Source organism: Capnocytophaga sp. HP1101, assembly GCF_054772415.1.
In genome coordinates this window covers 94,821-109,582 of record NZ_BPUU01000009.1, presented here as the reverse complement: position 1 = coordinate 109,582, position 14,762 = coordinate 94,821, and the positions used below count along the sequence as shown (strand labels likewise).

The following is a 14,762-nucleotide window of genomic DNA, read 5'->3' as shown; positions in this document are numbered from 1 at the left end:
TTTAATTTCTCACTCAATTACCTTATAATTTGTTAGTTTCTAATAGCTTTCTTGAAGCATCGTATTTGCGTACTTCTTTCTTCTTAGCGTCAGTTACGGTATAGTTATCTAACTTTCCATTCTTGTAGAAGGAAACAGTAGTCTCTTTCGTACTGCGGTCTTCACAAGTTTTTTGACTAATTACCCCTTTGTCATAAGTTTCACGGCAATTGCCATTCTCAGTAACATACCATTTCTCAGTAATTTTCCCTGTAGGGTCGTATTTAGTAGTGATTTTGCTATCCACTTGGTCTAATTTCAGTTTCCCATTTTGGTAAAATTCTTTTGTAGTATTCTTGATGGTATTCACTTCTTTGCTGGGGTTGCCATTCTTGTGGTAATTAGTAACTATTTGGTCAGCTCCTTCTTTCAAGTTGGTGTGTATTTCTATCTTTTGAGCAAGCTTACCAGCGTGGTCAAACACGTGTCCCTCAATAATGTTTCCTTTGAAGATGTTTTTCTTGCGCAACCTGCCTTCAGTATTGAATATGTGTATTTCCGAAAGCTTCCCATTAGCGAAGATATAAGTAGATTTTAGGTTTCTCTTCTTATTCTCAAACTGTCCTTCGCCTACAAACTGCCCGTTGTTGTCTATCTCAAATTCAAAGCGTTGTTCATCGTTGTCAATAACGTAATTCCCTTTCGGAAGAAGAACCCTACGAGTCATATACGCTTGGCGAATCATATCGCTATTGATATCTGCCGAATTGCCCGATTTAAGGTTTCTCTGTAACTGCAAGTACACGTTGTAGTTTACGTACTCCTTCACTTCCACAATCCCTCTCTTAAATTCATCGCTTTTAGTGTCTATAAAAAACTGTTTCCCCAATTGATTTTGCGCAAAAGTAATTGCAGTAAAACCCAACGCTATAAATGTTAAAAGTCTCTTCATCAGTTCTAATTTCTATTTTCTAAGATAATATTTACTATTTCTTTGGTAGCATTAGGCAAAGCCAACGTCTTAATGTGTTGCGACAGACTCTGCTGCTTTGCCTCGTCGTTTATGAGTTCAGCAAAAGTAGTAGCAAAAGTAGTGCCTAAATCAGTTTCGCGTATCAAAATAGCAGCTTGTTTCTGTGCAATAGCTTGTGCGTTTTTGGTTTGGTGGTCTTCTGCCACATTAGGCGAAGGAATAAATATCACAGGTTTGCCCACCACACACAATTCGCTTACTGAGCTGGCTCCTGCACGTGAAATAATCACATCAGCAACAGCATACGCAAGCTCCATTTTGTCAATAAAAGCCAAAACTTTCACTCGCTCACTCTCATATTTCTTATACTCTTCATAATACAGTTTACCACACTGCCATAACACTTGTACCCCCAATTTTTCAAATAAAGGCAACTGCTCTTCTATCAGCTGATTGATACGCCGGGCGCCCAAACTCCCTCCTAATACCAATAGCGTTTTTCGCTCAGGGTTCAGCTGAAAATATGTCAATCCTTCGGTGCGGTGTTTCGCTATATCCAAGAGCCCATCGCGAATGGGATTGCCTGTTTTTACAATTTTCTCTTTGGGGAAGAACTGTTCCATTGCATCGTAAGCCACACATATTTTCTTTGCCTTTTTAGAAAGCATTTTGTTGGTAATCCCTGCATATGAGTTCTGCTCTTGAATAAAAGTAGGGATACCCATTCCGCCTGCTACCTTCACCACAGCACCACTGGCAAAACCTCCAGTACCTATTACCGCATCAGGTTTAAAACGCTTGATAATTTGGCGCGATTTCAGCAAACTACTGATAAATTTAAAGGGGAATAGCAGATTCTGCAAAGTAATTTTGCGCTGAATGCCCGAAATCCAGAGCCCTTCAATAGGATAACCTGCTTGGGGCACCTTTTGCATCTCCATGCGATCTTTGGCGCCCACAAACAGAATGTCGGCATCGGGAATACGTCTTTTCAATTCATCGGCAATGGCAATAGCAGGAAAAATATGCCCGCCTGTACCTCCTCCTGATATGATAAACTTTTTCATTTTCTGTTCTAATTTGGTGCAAAGGTAAGCAAATCTTCACAAATAACAATATTATTTGAGCGTTTGATTAATAGCGCCATTGATAGCCTTAAAAACTTCACTGTTTTGATGAGGTACACAGTCCTGCACCCAATACCACCAAAAATAACCGCCTGCGTAGTTCTTTACATATTTAGGCATCGAATAATAGTATTTGGCTCTTTCCACTTTACTCTGCACAGAGTATTTTTTGTAATCATTATTGCCACATTCCCCTATGCCTAATTTTACATTCGGAAAAATAGACTCCAAATTGTTAAATACTTCTTGCCAATTAGGCTGATAATTGTCGTTATCATCTTCGTAATAGCTCACCAATACGTAATCCAATTGCTTTTTCATATCTTCGGGGATATATTTTTTAAGCCAATTTTCCATTGTTACCTTTTGGTCTCCTGGTTTAAAATAGTAGCTCACAAGCACTGTTTTCGCATTTTTACTGCGGATAAACTGATAAGCACCATAGGCTTTATCGGCAATAAACTGAGGGTCGTTACCCAACCAACCTTCCCCGTTGATTTCATTGCCTACTTCCCAAAAATCAATATATGCCGATAGCTCTTTATACACGTCCTGAAATCTCTTTACATAACTATCCACACTCTTATAGCTCTTCATATCTTCTGAATCGGCAGGTGTTGCCATCACATAAGCCACTTGATGAACAGCCGAAAAAAGCGATTTATAATCTCTTATCGCTGTACCTTTAGACATCACAATGCGCACCGTAGGCTTTACAGGCATTGCCTTGATAGCCTCTACAATATGCTGAACAGTAACCCCCGATTCCTCCCAACTGTCGTCTATAGTAATGCCATACAAATAATCGTTGGCAGGCTTGTCAGGTTTTGGCTTATCAGGGATAGGGTTATCCGGAGTCGGATTGTCGGGAGTAGGTTTATTAGGGTCTGGTTGGGGTACATCGTTATTGTTTTTCTGGCAAGCTATAAAAACGATTGCCATACACGCTAAATACAATATTCTTCTCATTTGTAAGTAATTTTATTTTGAAAGTACAAAGGTAGTATTTTTATTTTAAACAGCCACAAAAAGATTATCTGAAAATTCAAAAATCCACTCTTTTGCCTTTTGCCCTTTGTTATTACCCATTCTTTCTTTGCTTTAAATTCAATTTTTGTTATGAACTTTGCCAAAGTTTAAAACTTTGGCAAAGTTGAATCCCTCCAATAACCTTCTTTTTATCTCTGTTTTAACTTTAACTTACCTTCGTTCTTTGTTCGTCCTTTGTTCGTCTTTTGTATATCTATCCGTGCGGCTCGCACCGTCTTTCCTTCGCCTTTCTGTCGCTACAGTTCCCCCTTTGGAGGAAGTCTGCGAGAGCAGAGTATGTGAATAGGGGGAGGTTAGCTTCGTTCATTGTTCGTTCATCCTTCGTTCATCCTTCGTCTTTTGTCTATCTGCCCGTGCGGCTCGCACCGTCTTTCCTTCGTCTTATCTTTATTTAAAGTTTATTATTTGCCTGTGTGGCTCACACCTGCACGTGCAGCTCGCATCCTTTATCGTATAAACTTTGTACAAGCTTTTTTTTAAGTTTCCTCTAATTTTACCATCAATCATTAACCACTAATCATTTATCTTTTATCTTCAACAACTGGTATTATTGGCATTATGGTATTAATTTAGTATTAAAAAAATACCTCCAAAAAGCTATTCACTTTCTGAAGGTATTTTAATTTCCATCGTATTTTTTACTAATAAAATTGTTTATTTAATAGGCGTTTTAGGTAAAGTAACCTCTCCTGGGTCTTTCCAAAGCCCATCTTTGATAGCTCTCTTTTTAGCCGCTTCAGCACGTTTCTCGCTGTCAGGGTGCGAACTCATCATCTTTTGGAATTTACTTTGGGTTGCTCCACCTGAAAGCAAAGCCAATTTCTTAAATGCTGTATAAACAGCCACCACATTATAGCCGTGTTTCTTCATAAAATTGTAAGAATATTCATCGGCTTGTGATTCTTGTTTTTTGCTGTGTTTAGCATCAAGCATAGCATTAGCCATTTCACCCAATTCAGTGTCGCTTAGTTTTCTTACAACCCCCGAAGCCGAGCTTGCAGCATCTTGTGCAGCAGCACGCATATAAGCCGATTTGATAGCATCTTTAGTGTCCTCATTCTTCACGTGACCTATTTCGTGACCGATAACCGCCAATAATTCATCATCAGTCATCAAATCCATCAACGATGAAAACACACGCACACTCCCATCAGCACAAGCAAACGCATTGATATCCGTTACCACATACACTTTGTAATTGAGCTTCAAACCGTCCTCATTTTGGTGTTTCCCAAACACACGATTCAAGCGTTTAGTATAAGGACTGTTTTTACCAGCTACCGGATTATGGGCGTCCATCCAGTCTACTGACTCTTTTGAAAGCCTTTTAGCATCTTCATTACTAAATGATAAAGCTTGTGCTCCTTTTGTAACAGCACTTGTAGCTTTCCCTAAATTGATTTTTTGAGCTTGTACCACAGAAAAAAAGCCTATGGACATTGCAATTAAGATAATTTTTTTCATTTGAAATTCTTTTTAAAAATAACGGCGCAAATTTATGCTTTTCTGTGGTAGTTACAAAATATTTTTCATTTTTCTTTCATATTAATATTTTTTTTCGTACCTTTGCCCCCAGTGTAAGAAACTGCCATTTTTTCCGATAGAAAGAAACGGAATAGTTTTTGTTACTACTGAACTATTTAATACAAACAAGAGGAGATTTTTATGAACGATAACTTTTCACCAAGAGTTAAAAGAATATTTACATATAGCAAAGAAGAAGCCATTCGTTTAGGTCAATCTACGGTAGGCACTGAACACTTTGTTTTAGCCATATTGCAAGAAGGTGAAGGTAGTGCAATAGACTTAATGCACAGTTTAAATATCGATATGGAAAGACTGCGGCAAAACATTCACACCCTCACTTCAGCAAGAGGTCTCAATCCACCTAACTTCAATGCAGTTCATTTTACCGTACAAGCCGAAAGAGCAATGCAGGCTACTTACTTAGAGGCAAAACGCTCTCAAAACGATGTGATCAACACAGCTCATCTATTACTAAGCATTTTGCGCAACGAAAACGACCCTACTACTAAAGTTTTTAATAAGCTGGGCGTAAATTATGACGTAGCAAGAGATAAATTCCAGCCCATACGCGACGATAATTACCAAATCACATCACCCACTGATGAAGTTGATGAATACGACCGAGACTACAGTTTGCCTCACGAAAACAAAGCTGGCTATAGAACTCAGCAACCCAATCAAGGCGGGCAATATGGGCAACGAAAACTCACTGTCTTAGATAATTTTGGTAGAGATCTAACCGCTTTAGCCGAACAAGGTAGTTTAGACCCTGTAGTAGGTCGTGAAAAAGAAATAGAACGCGTATCCCAGATACTCAGCCGCCGTAAGAAGAACAACCCAATACTCATCGGCGAACCTGGTGTTGGTAAAAGTGCCATCGCCGAAGGATTAGCTTTGCGTATTATACAGAAAAAAGTGGCACGAGTATTGTATAACAAGCGCGTGGTAACCCTTGATTTAGCTTCGTTAGTAGCAGGAACTAAATATCGCGGACAGTTCGAAGAACGCCTTAAATCTATAATGAGTGAACTCGAAAAAAATAGAGATATCATTCTCTTCATCGATGAAATTCATACCTTAGTGGGAGCTGGTGGTGCTTCAGGAAGTTTAGACGCTTCCAATATGTTCAAACCTGCCCTAGCACGTGGCGAAATACAATGTATTGGAGCTACTACCTTAGATGAATATCGCCAATCTATTGAAAAAGATGGCGCTTTAGAGCGTCGCTTCCAAAAAGTAATTGTTGAACCTACAAGTGTAGATGAAACCATACAAATCCTTCGCAATGTAAAAGGAAAATACGAAGAACACCACAACGTTACCTACACCGATGAGGCTATTGAGGCTTGTGTAAAACTCACTAATCGCTATATTACTGACCGCTATTTGCCTGATAAAGCTCTTGATGCCTTAGACGAAGCTGGCGCGAGAATACATATTATGCAAATAAAAGTTCCTCAATATATTGTGGAATTAGAAGATCGTTTAGAACAGGCTACTCAAGCCAAAAACAGAGCCGTTTCACGTCAGCAGTTTGAAGAAGCTGCCCGTTTACGCGATAATGAAAAAAATATCGAAAATTCATTAATTGAGATGAATAAGAAATGGGAGGAAGATTCTAAACTACATCGCGATGTAGTAACTGCCGACCATATTGCCGATGTAGTCTCAATGATGAGCAGTGTTCCTGTAAACAGAATTGCAAAAACCGAAATGAGCAAACTCTCAGGGTTATCTGAGATAATGAAATCTAAAATCATTGGTCAAGATGAGGCTGTAGAGAAAGTCGTGAAGTCTATCAAACGTAACCGTACAGGCTTAAAAGACCCTAATAAACCTATAGGTTCTTTCATCTTTTTAGGGCAAACAGGTGTTGGAAAAACACAACTCGCTAAAGTTCTTGCCAAAGAACTTTTCGATTCAGAAGAGGCAATGGTGCGTATTGATATGAGCGAGTATATGGAAAAATTCTCAGTTTCTCGCCTCATTGGAGCACCTCCTGGATATGTAGGCTATGAAGAAGGTGGTCAACTCACCGAGAAAATACGTCGCAAACCCTATTCTGTAGTGCTCTTAGATGAGATAGAGAAAGCTCACCCTGATGTTTTCAATATGCTTTTACAAGTGCTTGATGATGGTTTCTTAACTGATAGTTTAGGAAGAAAGATTGATTTCAGAAATACTATCATCATTATGACCTCTAACATAGGAGCTCGTCAAGTAAAAGATTTTGGGCAAGGCGTTGGTTTTGGTACCTCAGCAAAAATTGCACAATCAGAAGCCAATGAGAAGTCTATTGTAGAAAATGCTTTGAAAAAAGTATTTGCTCCTGAGTTCTTAAACCGTATTGATGATGTGATTACTTTCAATCCGCTTAGCAAAGAAGATATCTTTAAAATCATTGATATTGAACTTTCTAAATTATACTCACGCATTAATGATTTAGGCTATGGAGTCCAACTTAGCCATAAAGCAAAAGAATTTATTGCAGATAAAGGCTATGATAAACAATACGGTGCTCGCCCTTTGAAACGCGCTATTCAGAAATATGTAGAAGATATATTAGCTGAAGAAATAGTATCTAACCAAGTGCACGAAGGCGATAGCATTCAATTTGATTTAGATGAGAAAGGTGAAAACCTTGTAATAACGCAAAAAGAATTTATTTAATAATATCAACCTTCTGAGCATTGAGGTTGTCCTCAATGTTCAGAATTTAATCTCTCAGTTTACTATGTACATTTTAAGAATTTTAGGCTTATTTATACTACTACTCAGTTTATCCTCTTTTTCAGAGGCGGTAAAGACCGAAAAGAGTGTAGTTGTAAATACAGCTACCTCAAAAGCTGTAGAAAATAAGAGTAAGCCTAAGAAAAAGACTTATTCTCCTCCTAAGAAAGGAAAAAAAGCTACCAAAAGAGTGGCTACAACAGCTAAAAAAGGTCATAAGTTGCCTCCTAAGCGTGCTATTGCTCATCATTCTGCTAAAAAAACCGTTAAAAAGGCTACTACTAAAACAGCTGTAGCTACCACTACCGCTAAAAAGAAAACTCCTGCAAAAGCACAACACACAGCAGTTGCAAAAACTAAAAAGTATGCTCCTAAAAAACATACAACCAATAAATCTCCACAACAATATGCTGAAAATACCCTTGCAGAGGCTGAATTGGAAGATGATTTAGAAGACGATGAACTATTTGAAGAACCTGAGAGTTTTGAAACTACCGATATAGCGCTTCCTGCGCTGTCCAAAAGTAAAGTAGATACCAAACAACAGAAAGTGTTATTAGATACTGCTTTCTCTTATTTAGGAACACCTTACAGACACGGGGGGGTTACTCGTAATGGTATGGATTGTTCAGGTTTTGTAAGTACTACTTTTAAATCTATTTCAGTGCCATTATCTCGCTCCTCACAAGAAATGGCAACACAAGGAAGAAAGATTGACTTAGAAGAAGTGAGAGTAGGTGATTTGCTTTTCTTCAGAACAACAAAGAAAAACAGAATATCACACGTTGGTATGGTAGTAGATATAGATGGAGATATTAAGTTTATACACTCATCTTCTAAAAGAGGAGTTGTAATCTCTTCATTAAGCGATGAATATTACAAGAAAGCATTTCGTATGGCAAAACGTGTGATGTGAGATTCGTAAATATACCCATATTAACAATCTTATTAGGACTCATAGGAGGGATTACTATTACTGATGTAATAGCTCCCTCTTTTTTGTTTGCTATAAGCATCTGTATTTGTTTATTACTTACCTTAACAACACATTATTTTCTATCTACTAAACGATATATTTTTCGCCACGGAATTGTACTACATACTTTTATCACTGCGGTATCAGTAGGGATAGTCATTACTATTCTTCATACACCCACATATAACCCTCAACACTATGTACAAAAGTTAAAAGCTAATGAATACTACACCTTAGAAGCTGAGCTCATAGAACAAACCTCCCACACCGATTACGGAACTACTTTTAAAGCAAAGCTATTAACCGCTAATCGCACTGAGGTAAAAGGGGAAATTTTGTGTTTCTTCCCTGCTAAAACAATAGCTACTGATGATGTAAAAAGATTAGTCCCCACCGATAGATTGATATTTGCAGCTAAATACACCCTCATATCCCCTCCTAAAAATCCGTATCAATTCGATTACAAGCGCTATATGGAGCGAAAAGGGGTATATGGGAGAGCTGAAGTCATTGGTTTTTCTGTCATCAAGGCTAATAATGTAGGCTTTAAAGGAAGTATTGAGAAAGTGCGTACGCATTTGGCTACTGTAATAGAGACGCATTTTAACAGCGAATCATCGGCTTTATTGAAGACATTACTCTTAGGCAAACGTGTTGATTTAGATGAAGAAGTATATCAGCAGTATGTAGATGCTGGTGCGGTACATATCTTAGCAATTTCTGGGTTACACGTGGGGATTATTACAGCTATTCTTCTTTTGTTGCTCCAAAGGATGCCTAATTTGGGCTTTTATCGTCCGTTGCGATTCTTTATCCTGCTCATTGGCTTATGGACATTTGCTTTAGTAGCGGGTGTCTCTCCTTCTGTACTCAGAGCGACAGTAATGTTCAGTTTTGTGGGAATAGCTACCCTCATCCGCCGAAAACAAGGCCGTTTTGACGCACTGATACTCTCTATGTTCTTTTTACTGCTCATCAATCCTTACTATTTGTACGATGTGGGCTTTCAGCTGAGTTATGCTGCTGTATTTTCTATAATGAAGTTCTACCCCGTAATGCTCAAATGGTGGCAACCTGAAAACAAGTATATACGTTGGGTATGGTCGCTGTTTTTGGTAGGGGTATCTGCTCAAATAGTGGTCTTGCCTATTAGCTTGTACTACTTTCACCAATTTCCTGTATTGTTCTTTGTCTCTAATTTAGTAGTAGTACCTTTGTTGCAACCCATACTCATTGGGGGGATTGTTGCTTTATCCTTGGGTAGTTTTGGTTTTTTGCCTTACCCTATCGTCTTTCTTTTAGAAAAATTAATTGCTTTGATGAACTTTTTAGTAGCCTTTATAGCGCATCAAGAGGTATTTATCATCCGTAATATTCCTTTCACCACTCCTCTACTTCTCTCTTCACTATTAACTGTACTTATACTTGTGGTTTTTGTGCATTACAGAAAGTACAAAGTAGTGGTAGCTCTTCTCATTTCAGTACTTCTCTTCCAAGTATTGCTTTTCTATTACAAGTATCAATTAGAAACTACTGAAGAAATGCTCGTTTTCAGCAAGTACAAGGAGAAAATAATTACTATTAGGCAAGGAAACAAGCTCTGTATTTATCAAATGGATACTACTTCTGTAAATCCAATGGTGAATAACTACATCAAGAACAAGGGTATTAGTAATATCTCCGTTAAAAAACTCCCTCATATATTGCACTTTAAACAAAAAAACTACTTGCTGATGGATAGTTTAGGCATTTACCCTAAATCCAAGCAAGTAGTTATTGATAGTGTCATCTTTGTTCAGCAAACACCTAAAATTAATTTGGATAGGATGAGACGTGATTTATCGCTTAGGTAGTAAAGAAAGAATAATGTACAAAAGTATAATTAGCGGTATAGCAATTATTTTTACTCCTACAAGCAGTACTATACAAAGTGCTAAAAATATGTACTTCAATGTATTATTCTTAAAAGAATAATCAGTAAATTTCAAGGCAAATAGAGCAATCTCTGCATTTAACAGATAGGCACTCAGTAAGGTGATTGCTAACAACACCCACGTATTGTGCAATAAGCTATCCAATAGTTCAGTAGATTGATATTGCAAAATAAGTGGCAATGAGAGAATAAACATCGTGTTTGCCGGCGTGGGCAAGCCTATAAATCCAGAGGTTTGACGGGTGTCTATATTGAAATTTGCCAAGCGATAGGCTGAAGCTAAAGTGATAAGAAAGCCTGCATAAGGCAAATAAGCTACCCAAGTTGTCGTATTTTCGTTTACATAAGTACTATTGCTGAGCAGTTGAAACATTACAATACCAGGCACTACCCCAGCGGTAACCATATCGGCTAAGGAATCTAACTGCAACCCCATATCAGATTTTACGTGTAGCAAGCGAGCAAAGAACCCATCAAAAAAATCGAGGAAGATACCCAAAGCTACAAACAAAGCTGCCCAATCAAGCGCCCCTCGTACAGCAAAGACAATTGCTACCGTCCCACAAAATAGGTTACCCAAAGTAATTAAATTAGGAATATAGCTCTTCATTTTATTTACAATCAGCATCTAAATAATCAGGAAGATATGATGTGTCTTTATTAGCATCACAATCAGGATAAGTTACTACACCATATTCATTACGCTCAATCTCATTTATAGAGGGTTTGCCGTCGTGATCGTGGTCGGCACGACGTGTAGCTATAAGCCTTACTGTAAATATTAAAGGTGAATAAGCAGGTATTTTAGCTTGGCTATTATTGAAATAGCCTAAACCTGAAGGAATAAAGAAAACTCCTATACCTCCATCAGTAGGTGCATTTAGAGTACCATCACTATTATTCGTAAGCCCTGTAGCTGATGCTTTTAATTGAGCAACACCCTCTCTAAAACCTCTAATAGTACCTGAAGGTCTATTAGTAACAATATTACCTATGAGATCCATCCAATTAGCTGTAGATTGCGTAGTTGTTTCATCAAATATACTTAAATCTAATAACTGCCCTTTATAATTCACATAAACTGAATCTGCAATAGTAGTGGTAGTTCCTGTCCCCTCTTGTAAAATAAGATAGTATAGTGTATGACGCACAAGAGTATTATTAGCATCAAAGACATCTAATTCCAATCGTTTTAACTTACTATCATTAAAAATAGATACTGCTGTGTTAGAGGTTGTTGCAAAGACAACCGTTTCAGAAACAGTAGTTGTTGCTGAAAAAGTATAAGTATGCGCTTTTAAAAATGTTTCAATAGCCTGATTATTTTCATTTCTGACTTCTGTAACATCTCGAGGAGGAGTTATATTAGAGCTTTCATTTTTCTTACACGAAACAGCGAATAATAAAGCTATTAAACTAACAGTAAATGTAAATTTATTCATAATATAAAATTTCTTTATTTTTTGAACAAGATAATATTTAATTTATTATTTTTGCAACTAATATCATTTCTAAAATGACAAAAAAATGCGAATTGACAAATATTTATGGTGCGTACGTTACTTTAAAACGCGCAACATTGCAACTGAAGCCTGCAAAAAAGGTCATATCAAAGTAAATGGCGAAACGGTAAAACCTTCTCGTGAGGTTTACAAGAACGACCTAATTATAGTGCGCAAGAACCAAATCAACTACGAGTTGGAGGTTTTAGATATTCCCGAAAACCGTGTAGGTGCTAAGTTAGTAAACCTTTATCGTCAAGACAACACCCCTCCTGAGGTTTTTGAACGTGCCGAAATACAACGGCTCACCCAAGATTATTACCGTGAAAAAGGTGAAGGTCGCCCTACTAAGAAAGACCGCCGTGCAATTGATAATCTATTGAATGATTTTCAAGAAGATGATGATGAATTGTAGGAGTGAATTACCATTCGCTCCTACAATTTCTTATAATAATGTAGGGTATTTTGCAGGATTAGCTTCGTGCATTATACTGTAAATCTTCTCGATAATGCTATCGGCATTGGGTTTAGAGAAATAATCACCATCGGTAGCATAGGCTGGGCGGTGTTCTCCTGCTGCCAAGGTTTGTGGCGCACTATCCAAATACTGATAAGCATTTTGTTCTTCCACTATCTTCTGCAAAATATATGCCGAAGTAGCTCCAGGCATATCTTCATCTACTACCAATAAGCGATTGGTTTTCTGTATGCTTTTCACTATATCGTGACGCACATCAAATGGTGCTAAGGATTGCGCATCGATGATTTCGATATCAATACCTAAGGATGCGAGTTCATCAGCTACTTCACTCACTATGCGCAAAGTAGAACCATAAGAAACTACGGTAATATCTTTCCCTTCACGAATAGTTTCTACTATCCCAATAGGCGTTTTGAACTCGGTAAGGTTCGTAGGCATTGCTTCCTTTAGCCGGTAACCATTAAGACATTCTACCACTACTGCAGGTTGATTGCCTTCTAAGAGTGTATTGTAAAAGCCTGCTGCTTTCACCATATTACGAGGAGTGAGCACACACACACCTCGAAGTGAGTGCAATAGAACTCCCATAGGAGAACCCGCGTGCCATATTCCTTCTAAGCGGTGGCCACGTGTACGAACAATCAGTGGCGCTGACTGGCGACCAAAAGTACGATAGTGCAAGGTAGCCAAATCATCACTAAGAGTTTGCAAACCATAGAGAATATAATCCAAATACTGAATTTCGGCAATAGGGCGCAAGCCTCGCATTGCCATTCCTATCCCTTGTCCAACAATAGTTGTTTCACGGATACCCGTATCAAAAACTTTAGTAACGCCGTGTTTCTTTTGTAAGCCTTCTAAGCCTTGATTTACATCGCCTATATTTCCTACGTCCTCTCCAAAAATCAATAGATTTGGATACTTAGTAAGCAACGCATCAAAGTTCTCGCGCAAGATTATTCGTGCATCAACAAGTTTAGCATCTGTTTCATATATAGGAGCTACTTCTGCTATTTTCATAACATTATACGCTCCTTCCGTATATAAATGTTTGCTATATTTAGGTTCATTAGTCTCTAAATAATTTTTTATCCAAGTACGCAAGTTTGATACTTCCTTACTTTCTTTTAAAAACTGTCTCAAAGCCTTACGTGCTATATTCATTATCGCCTTACGAGAGAGAGTTGAAATCTGAGACAGTTCAGTAGCAAAGATACTTTTAGGTTTTATACTGTTAAGCAATTGTAAAAGTTCCTTGCGCTCTTTTTCCATAGGTTTCATATACGCTTCCCAAGCCTTTTTTTTACCTTCGCGTACGTGTTTTTTAGCTGCCTCTTCTATTACCTGCAATTCTTTTTCGGTAGCATAGCCTTCTGCTAATATCCATTCACGCATTTTAGCAATACAGTCGAAATCTTTTTCCCATTGCAAGCGCTCAGGGCTTTTGTAGCGCTCGTGAGAGCCTGAAGTAGAATGTCCTTGGGGTTGAGTGAGTTCTTTCACATGTACCAATACAGGCACATGTTCTTGGCGCGCTATTTTAGCAGCTTTTTGGTAAATATCGCACAAAGTGGGATAATCCCAACCCTTAGCAATAAATATTTCAAACCCTTTGTGATTAGCATCACGTTGAAATCCTTTCATTACTTCTGAGATGCTTTCCTTAGTAGTATGGTACTCTTTAGGTACTGAAATTCCGTAATCATCATCCCAAACAGACATTACTATAGGCACTTGCATTACACCCGCAGCATTAAGCGTTTCAAAAAAGTGTCCTTCACTGGTACTTGCATTCCCAATAGTGCCCCACGCTACCTCATTGCCGTGATTTGAGAAACCTTTGCTTTCAGCATTAGGTAACTCACGATACACTTTAGAGGCTTGCGCTAAACCCAACAAACGAGGCATTTGCCCTGCAGTACAAGATATATCACTACTGCTATTCTTTTGTTTTAATAAGTCTTTCCAATTTCCCTCTTCATCTAAACTATGGGTTGCAAAGTGTCCACCCATTTGGCGTCCTGCACTAGTAGGATCTGCTTTTATATCAGCGTGAGCATATAGTCCTGCAAAGAAATTTTCAACTGTATGTACTCCAATAGCCATCATAAAAGTTTGGTCTCTATAATAACCACTCCGAAAGTCTCCGTCTTGAAAGGCTCTTGCCATTGCTACTTGGGGGACTTCTTTCCCATCACCAAAAATACCAAATTTTGCTTTACCAGTAAGCACTTCTTTCTTTCCCATCAAGCTACATTCCCTACTGAGAACAGCGATGCCATAGTCTTCTAAAATATTCTCTTTTTTCATTGGTTATATCTAAAAATAATATTCGTTTAATTCCATAATCATTCTTGTCTTTATTACAAAAACTCGGGCAAATGTATTACTTTTTTTTTTAATTTACAAATATAATACAATTTTTATTTTTATATTTGCAATCTATAACTGTATTTTTTAATTAAAAATCATTGTGTATGAACC

At 37.9% G+C, this 14,762-nt stretch carries 11 protein-coding genes; 4 read left to right on the top strand and 7 right to left on the bottom strand.

The window, feature by feature from the left end; all coding sequences use genetic code 11:
- Nucleotides 1-22 precede the first annotated feature (22 nt).
- The 4 genes from RCZ04_RS06515 to RCZ04_RS06500 form a co-directional block, all read right to left on the bottom strand.
- A complete protein-coding gene (locus RCZ04_RS06515) occupies nucleotides 23-931 on the bottom strand; it encodes a hypothetical protein (protein ID WP_460485180.1) in 909 nt (302 codons plus the stop codon).
- Between the two features lie 5 nt (nucleotides 932-936).
- Complete coding sequence (gene murG, locus RCZ04_RS06510; protein ID WP_460485179.1) at nucleotides 937-2,019, bottom strand: UDP-N-acetylglucosamine--N-acetylmuramyl-(pentapeptide) pyrophosphoryl-undecaprenol N-acetylglucosamine transferase; 1,083 nt, start codon at nucleotides 2,017-2,019, stop codon at nucleotides 937-939.
- A gap of 51 nt (nucleotides 2,020-2,070) precedes the next feature.
- Complete coding sequence (locus RCZ04_RS06505; protein WP_460485477.1) at nucleotides 2,071-3,021, bottom strand: glycoside hydrolase family 18 protein; 951 nt, start codon at nucleotides 3,019-3,021, stop codon at nucleotides 2,071-2,073.
- Nucleotides 3,022-3,783: 762 nt separating this feature from the next.
- The gene (locus RCZ04_RS06500; RefSeq protein WP_460485178.1) at nucleotides 3,784-4,593 is read right to left on the bottom strand and encodes a M48 family metallopeptidase; all 810 of its coding nucleotides are present in this window, start codon (nucleotides 4,591-4,593) and stop codon (nucleotides 3,784-3,786) included.
- A gap of 201 nt (nucleotides 4,594-4,794) precedes the next feature.
- On the opposite strand from RCZ04_RS06500, the gene RCZ04_RS06495 reads away from it, so the two are divergent.
- The 3 genes from RCZ04_RS06495 (at nucleotide 4,795) to RCZ04_RS06485 (ending at nucleotide 10,215) form a co-directional block, all read left to right on the top strand.
- Entirely contained in the window at nucleotides 4,795-7,326 is a 2,532-nt protein-coding gene (locus RCZ04_RS06495; RefSeq protein ID WP_460485177.1) for an ATP-dependent Clp protease ATP-binding subunit, read from the top strand.
- A 64-nt stretch (nucleotides 7,327-7,390) separates the two neighbouring features.
- Nucleotides 7,391-8,302, top strand: a complete 912-nt coding sequence (locus RCZ04_RS06490) for a C40 family peptidase (protein ID WP_460485176.1) — start codon at nucleotides 7,391-7,393, stop codon at nucleotides 8,300-8,302.
- Entirely contained in the window at nucleotides 8,299-10,215 is a 1,917-nt protein-coding gene (locus RCZ04_RS06485; protein WP_460485175.1) for a ComEC/Rec2 family competence protein, read from the top strand. The genes RCZ04_RS06490 and RCZ04_RS06485 overlap by 4 nt, the downstream gene beginning before the upstream one ends.
- Here RCZ04_RS06485 and RCZ04_RS06480 read toward each other — a convergent pair.
- Together RCZ04_RS06480 and RCZ04_RS06475 are read right to left on the bottom strand one after the other, a co-directional pair.
- Nucleotides 10,201-10,905, bottom strand: a complete 705-nt coding sequence (locus RCZ04_RS06480; protein WP_460485174.1) for a CDP-alcohol phosphatidyltransferase family protein — start codon at nucleotides 10,903-10,905, stop codon at nucleotides 10,201-10,203. The genes RCZ04_RS06485 and RCZ04_RS06480 overlap by 15 nt on opposite strands.
- 1 nt (nucleotide 10,906) lies before the next feature.
- Nucleotides 10,907-11,740 carry an FKBP-type peptidyl-prolyl cis-trans isomerase gene (locus RCZ04_RS06475; protein ID WP_460485476.1) on the bottom strand — a complete coding sequence of 278 codons (834 nt, stop codon included), beginning with the start codon at nucleotides 11,738-11,740 and terminating at the stop codon, nucleotides 10,907-10,909.
- 82 nt (nucleotides 11,741-11,822) lie between these two features.
- Here RCZ04_RS06475 and RCZ04_RS06470 point away from each other — a divergent pair, with 82 nt between their 5' ends.
- On the top strand, nucleotides 11,823-12,212 hold the full coding sequence (locus RCZ04_RS06470) for an RNA-binding S4 domain-containing protein (RefSeq protein ID WP_460485172.1): 390 nt from the start codon (nucleotides 11,823-11,825) through the stop codon (nucleotides 12,210-12,212).
- A gap of 30 nt (nucleotides 12,213-12,242) precedes the next feature.
- Here the strand turns inward: RCZ04_RS06470 and RCZ04_RS06465 are convergent, their stop codons facing one another.
- The gene (locus RCZ04_RS06465; RefSeq protein ID WP_460485171.1) at nucleotides 12,243-14,588 is read right to left on the bottom strand and encodes an alpha-ketoacid dehydrogenase subunit alpha/beta; all 2,346 of its coding nucleotides are present in this window, start codon (nucleotides 14,586-14,588) and stop codon (nucleotides 12,243-12,245) included.
- Between the last annotated feature and the right edge of the window lie 174 nt (nucleotides 14,589-14,762).

What these genes read in the sequence shown, in the direction of transcription:
- RCZ04_RS06505 (WP_460485477.1), bottom strand. Translation starts at nt 3,021, where the DNA reads ATGGCAATCGTTTTTATAGCTTGCCAGAAAAACAATAACGATGTACCC.
- murG (WP_460485179.1), bottom strand. Translation starts at nt 2,019, where the DNA reads ATGAAAAAGTTTATCATATCAGGAGGAGGTACAGGCGGGCATATTTTT.
- RCZ04_RS06470 (WP_460485172.1), top strand. Translation starts at nt 11,823, where the DNA reads ATGCGAATTGACAAATATTTATGGTGCGTACGTTACTTTAAAACGCGC.
- RCZ04_RS06480 (WP_460485174.1), bottom strand. Translation starts at nt 10,905, where the DNA reads ATGAAGAGCTATATTCCTAATTTAATTACTTTGGGTAACCTATTTTGT.
- RCZ04_RS06465 (WP_460485171.1), bottom strand. Translation starts at nt 14,588, where the DNA reads ATGAAAAAAGAGAATATTTTAGAAGACTATGGCATCGCTGTTCTCAGT.
- RCZ04_RS06500 (WP_460485178.1), bottom strand. Translation starts at nt 4,593, where the DNA reads ATGAAAAAAATTATCTTAATTGCAATGTCCATAGGCTTTTTTTCTGTG.
- RCZ04_RS06495 (WP_460485177.1), top strand. Translation starts at nt 4,795, where the DNA reads ATGAACGATAACTTTTCACCAAGAGTTAAAAGAATATTTACATATAGC.
- RCZ04_RS06490 (WP_460485176.1), top strand. Translation starts at nt 7,391, where the DNA reads ATGTACATTTTAAGAATTTTAGGCTTATTTATACTACTACTCAGTTTA.
- RCZ04_RS06515 (WP_460485180.1), bottom strand. Translation starts at nt 931, where the DNA reads ATGAAGAGACTTTTAACATTTATAGCGTTGGGTTTTACTGCAATTACT.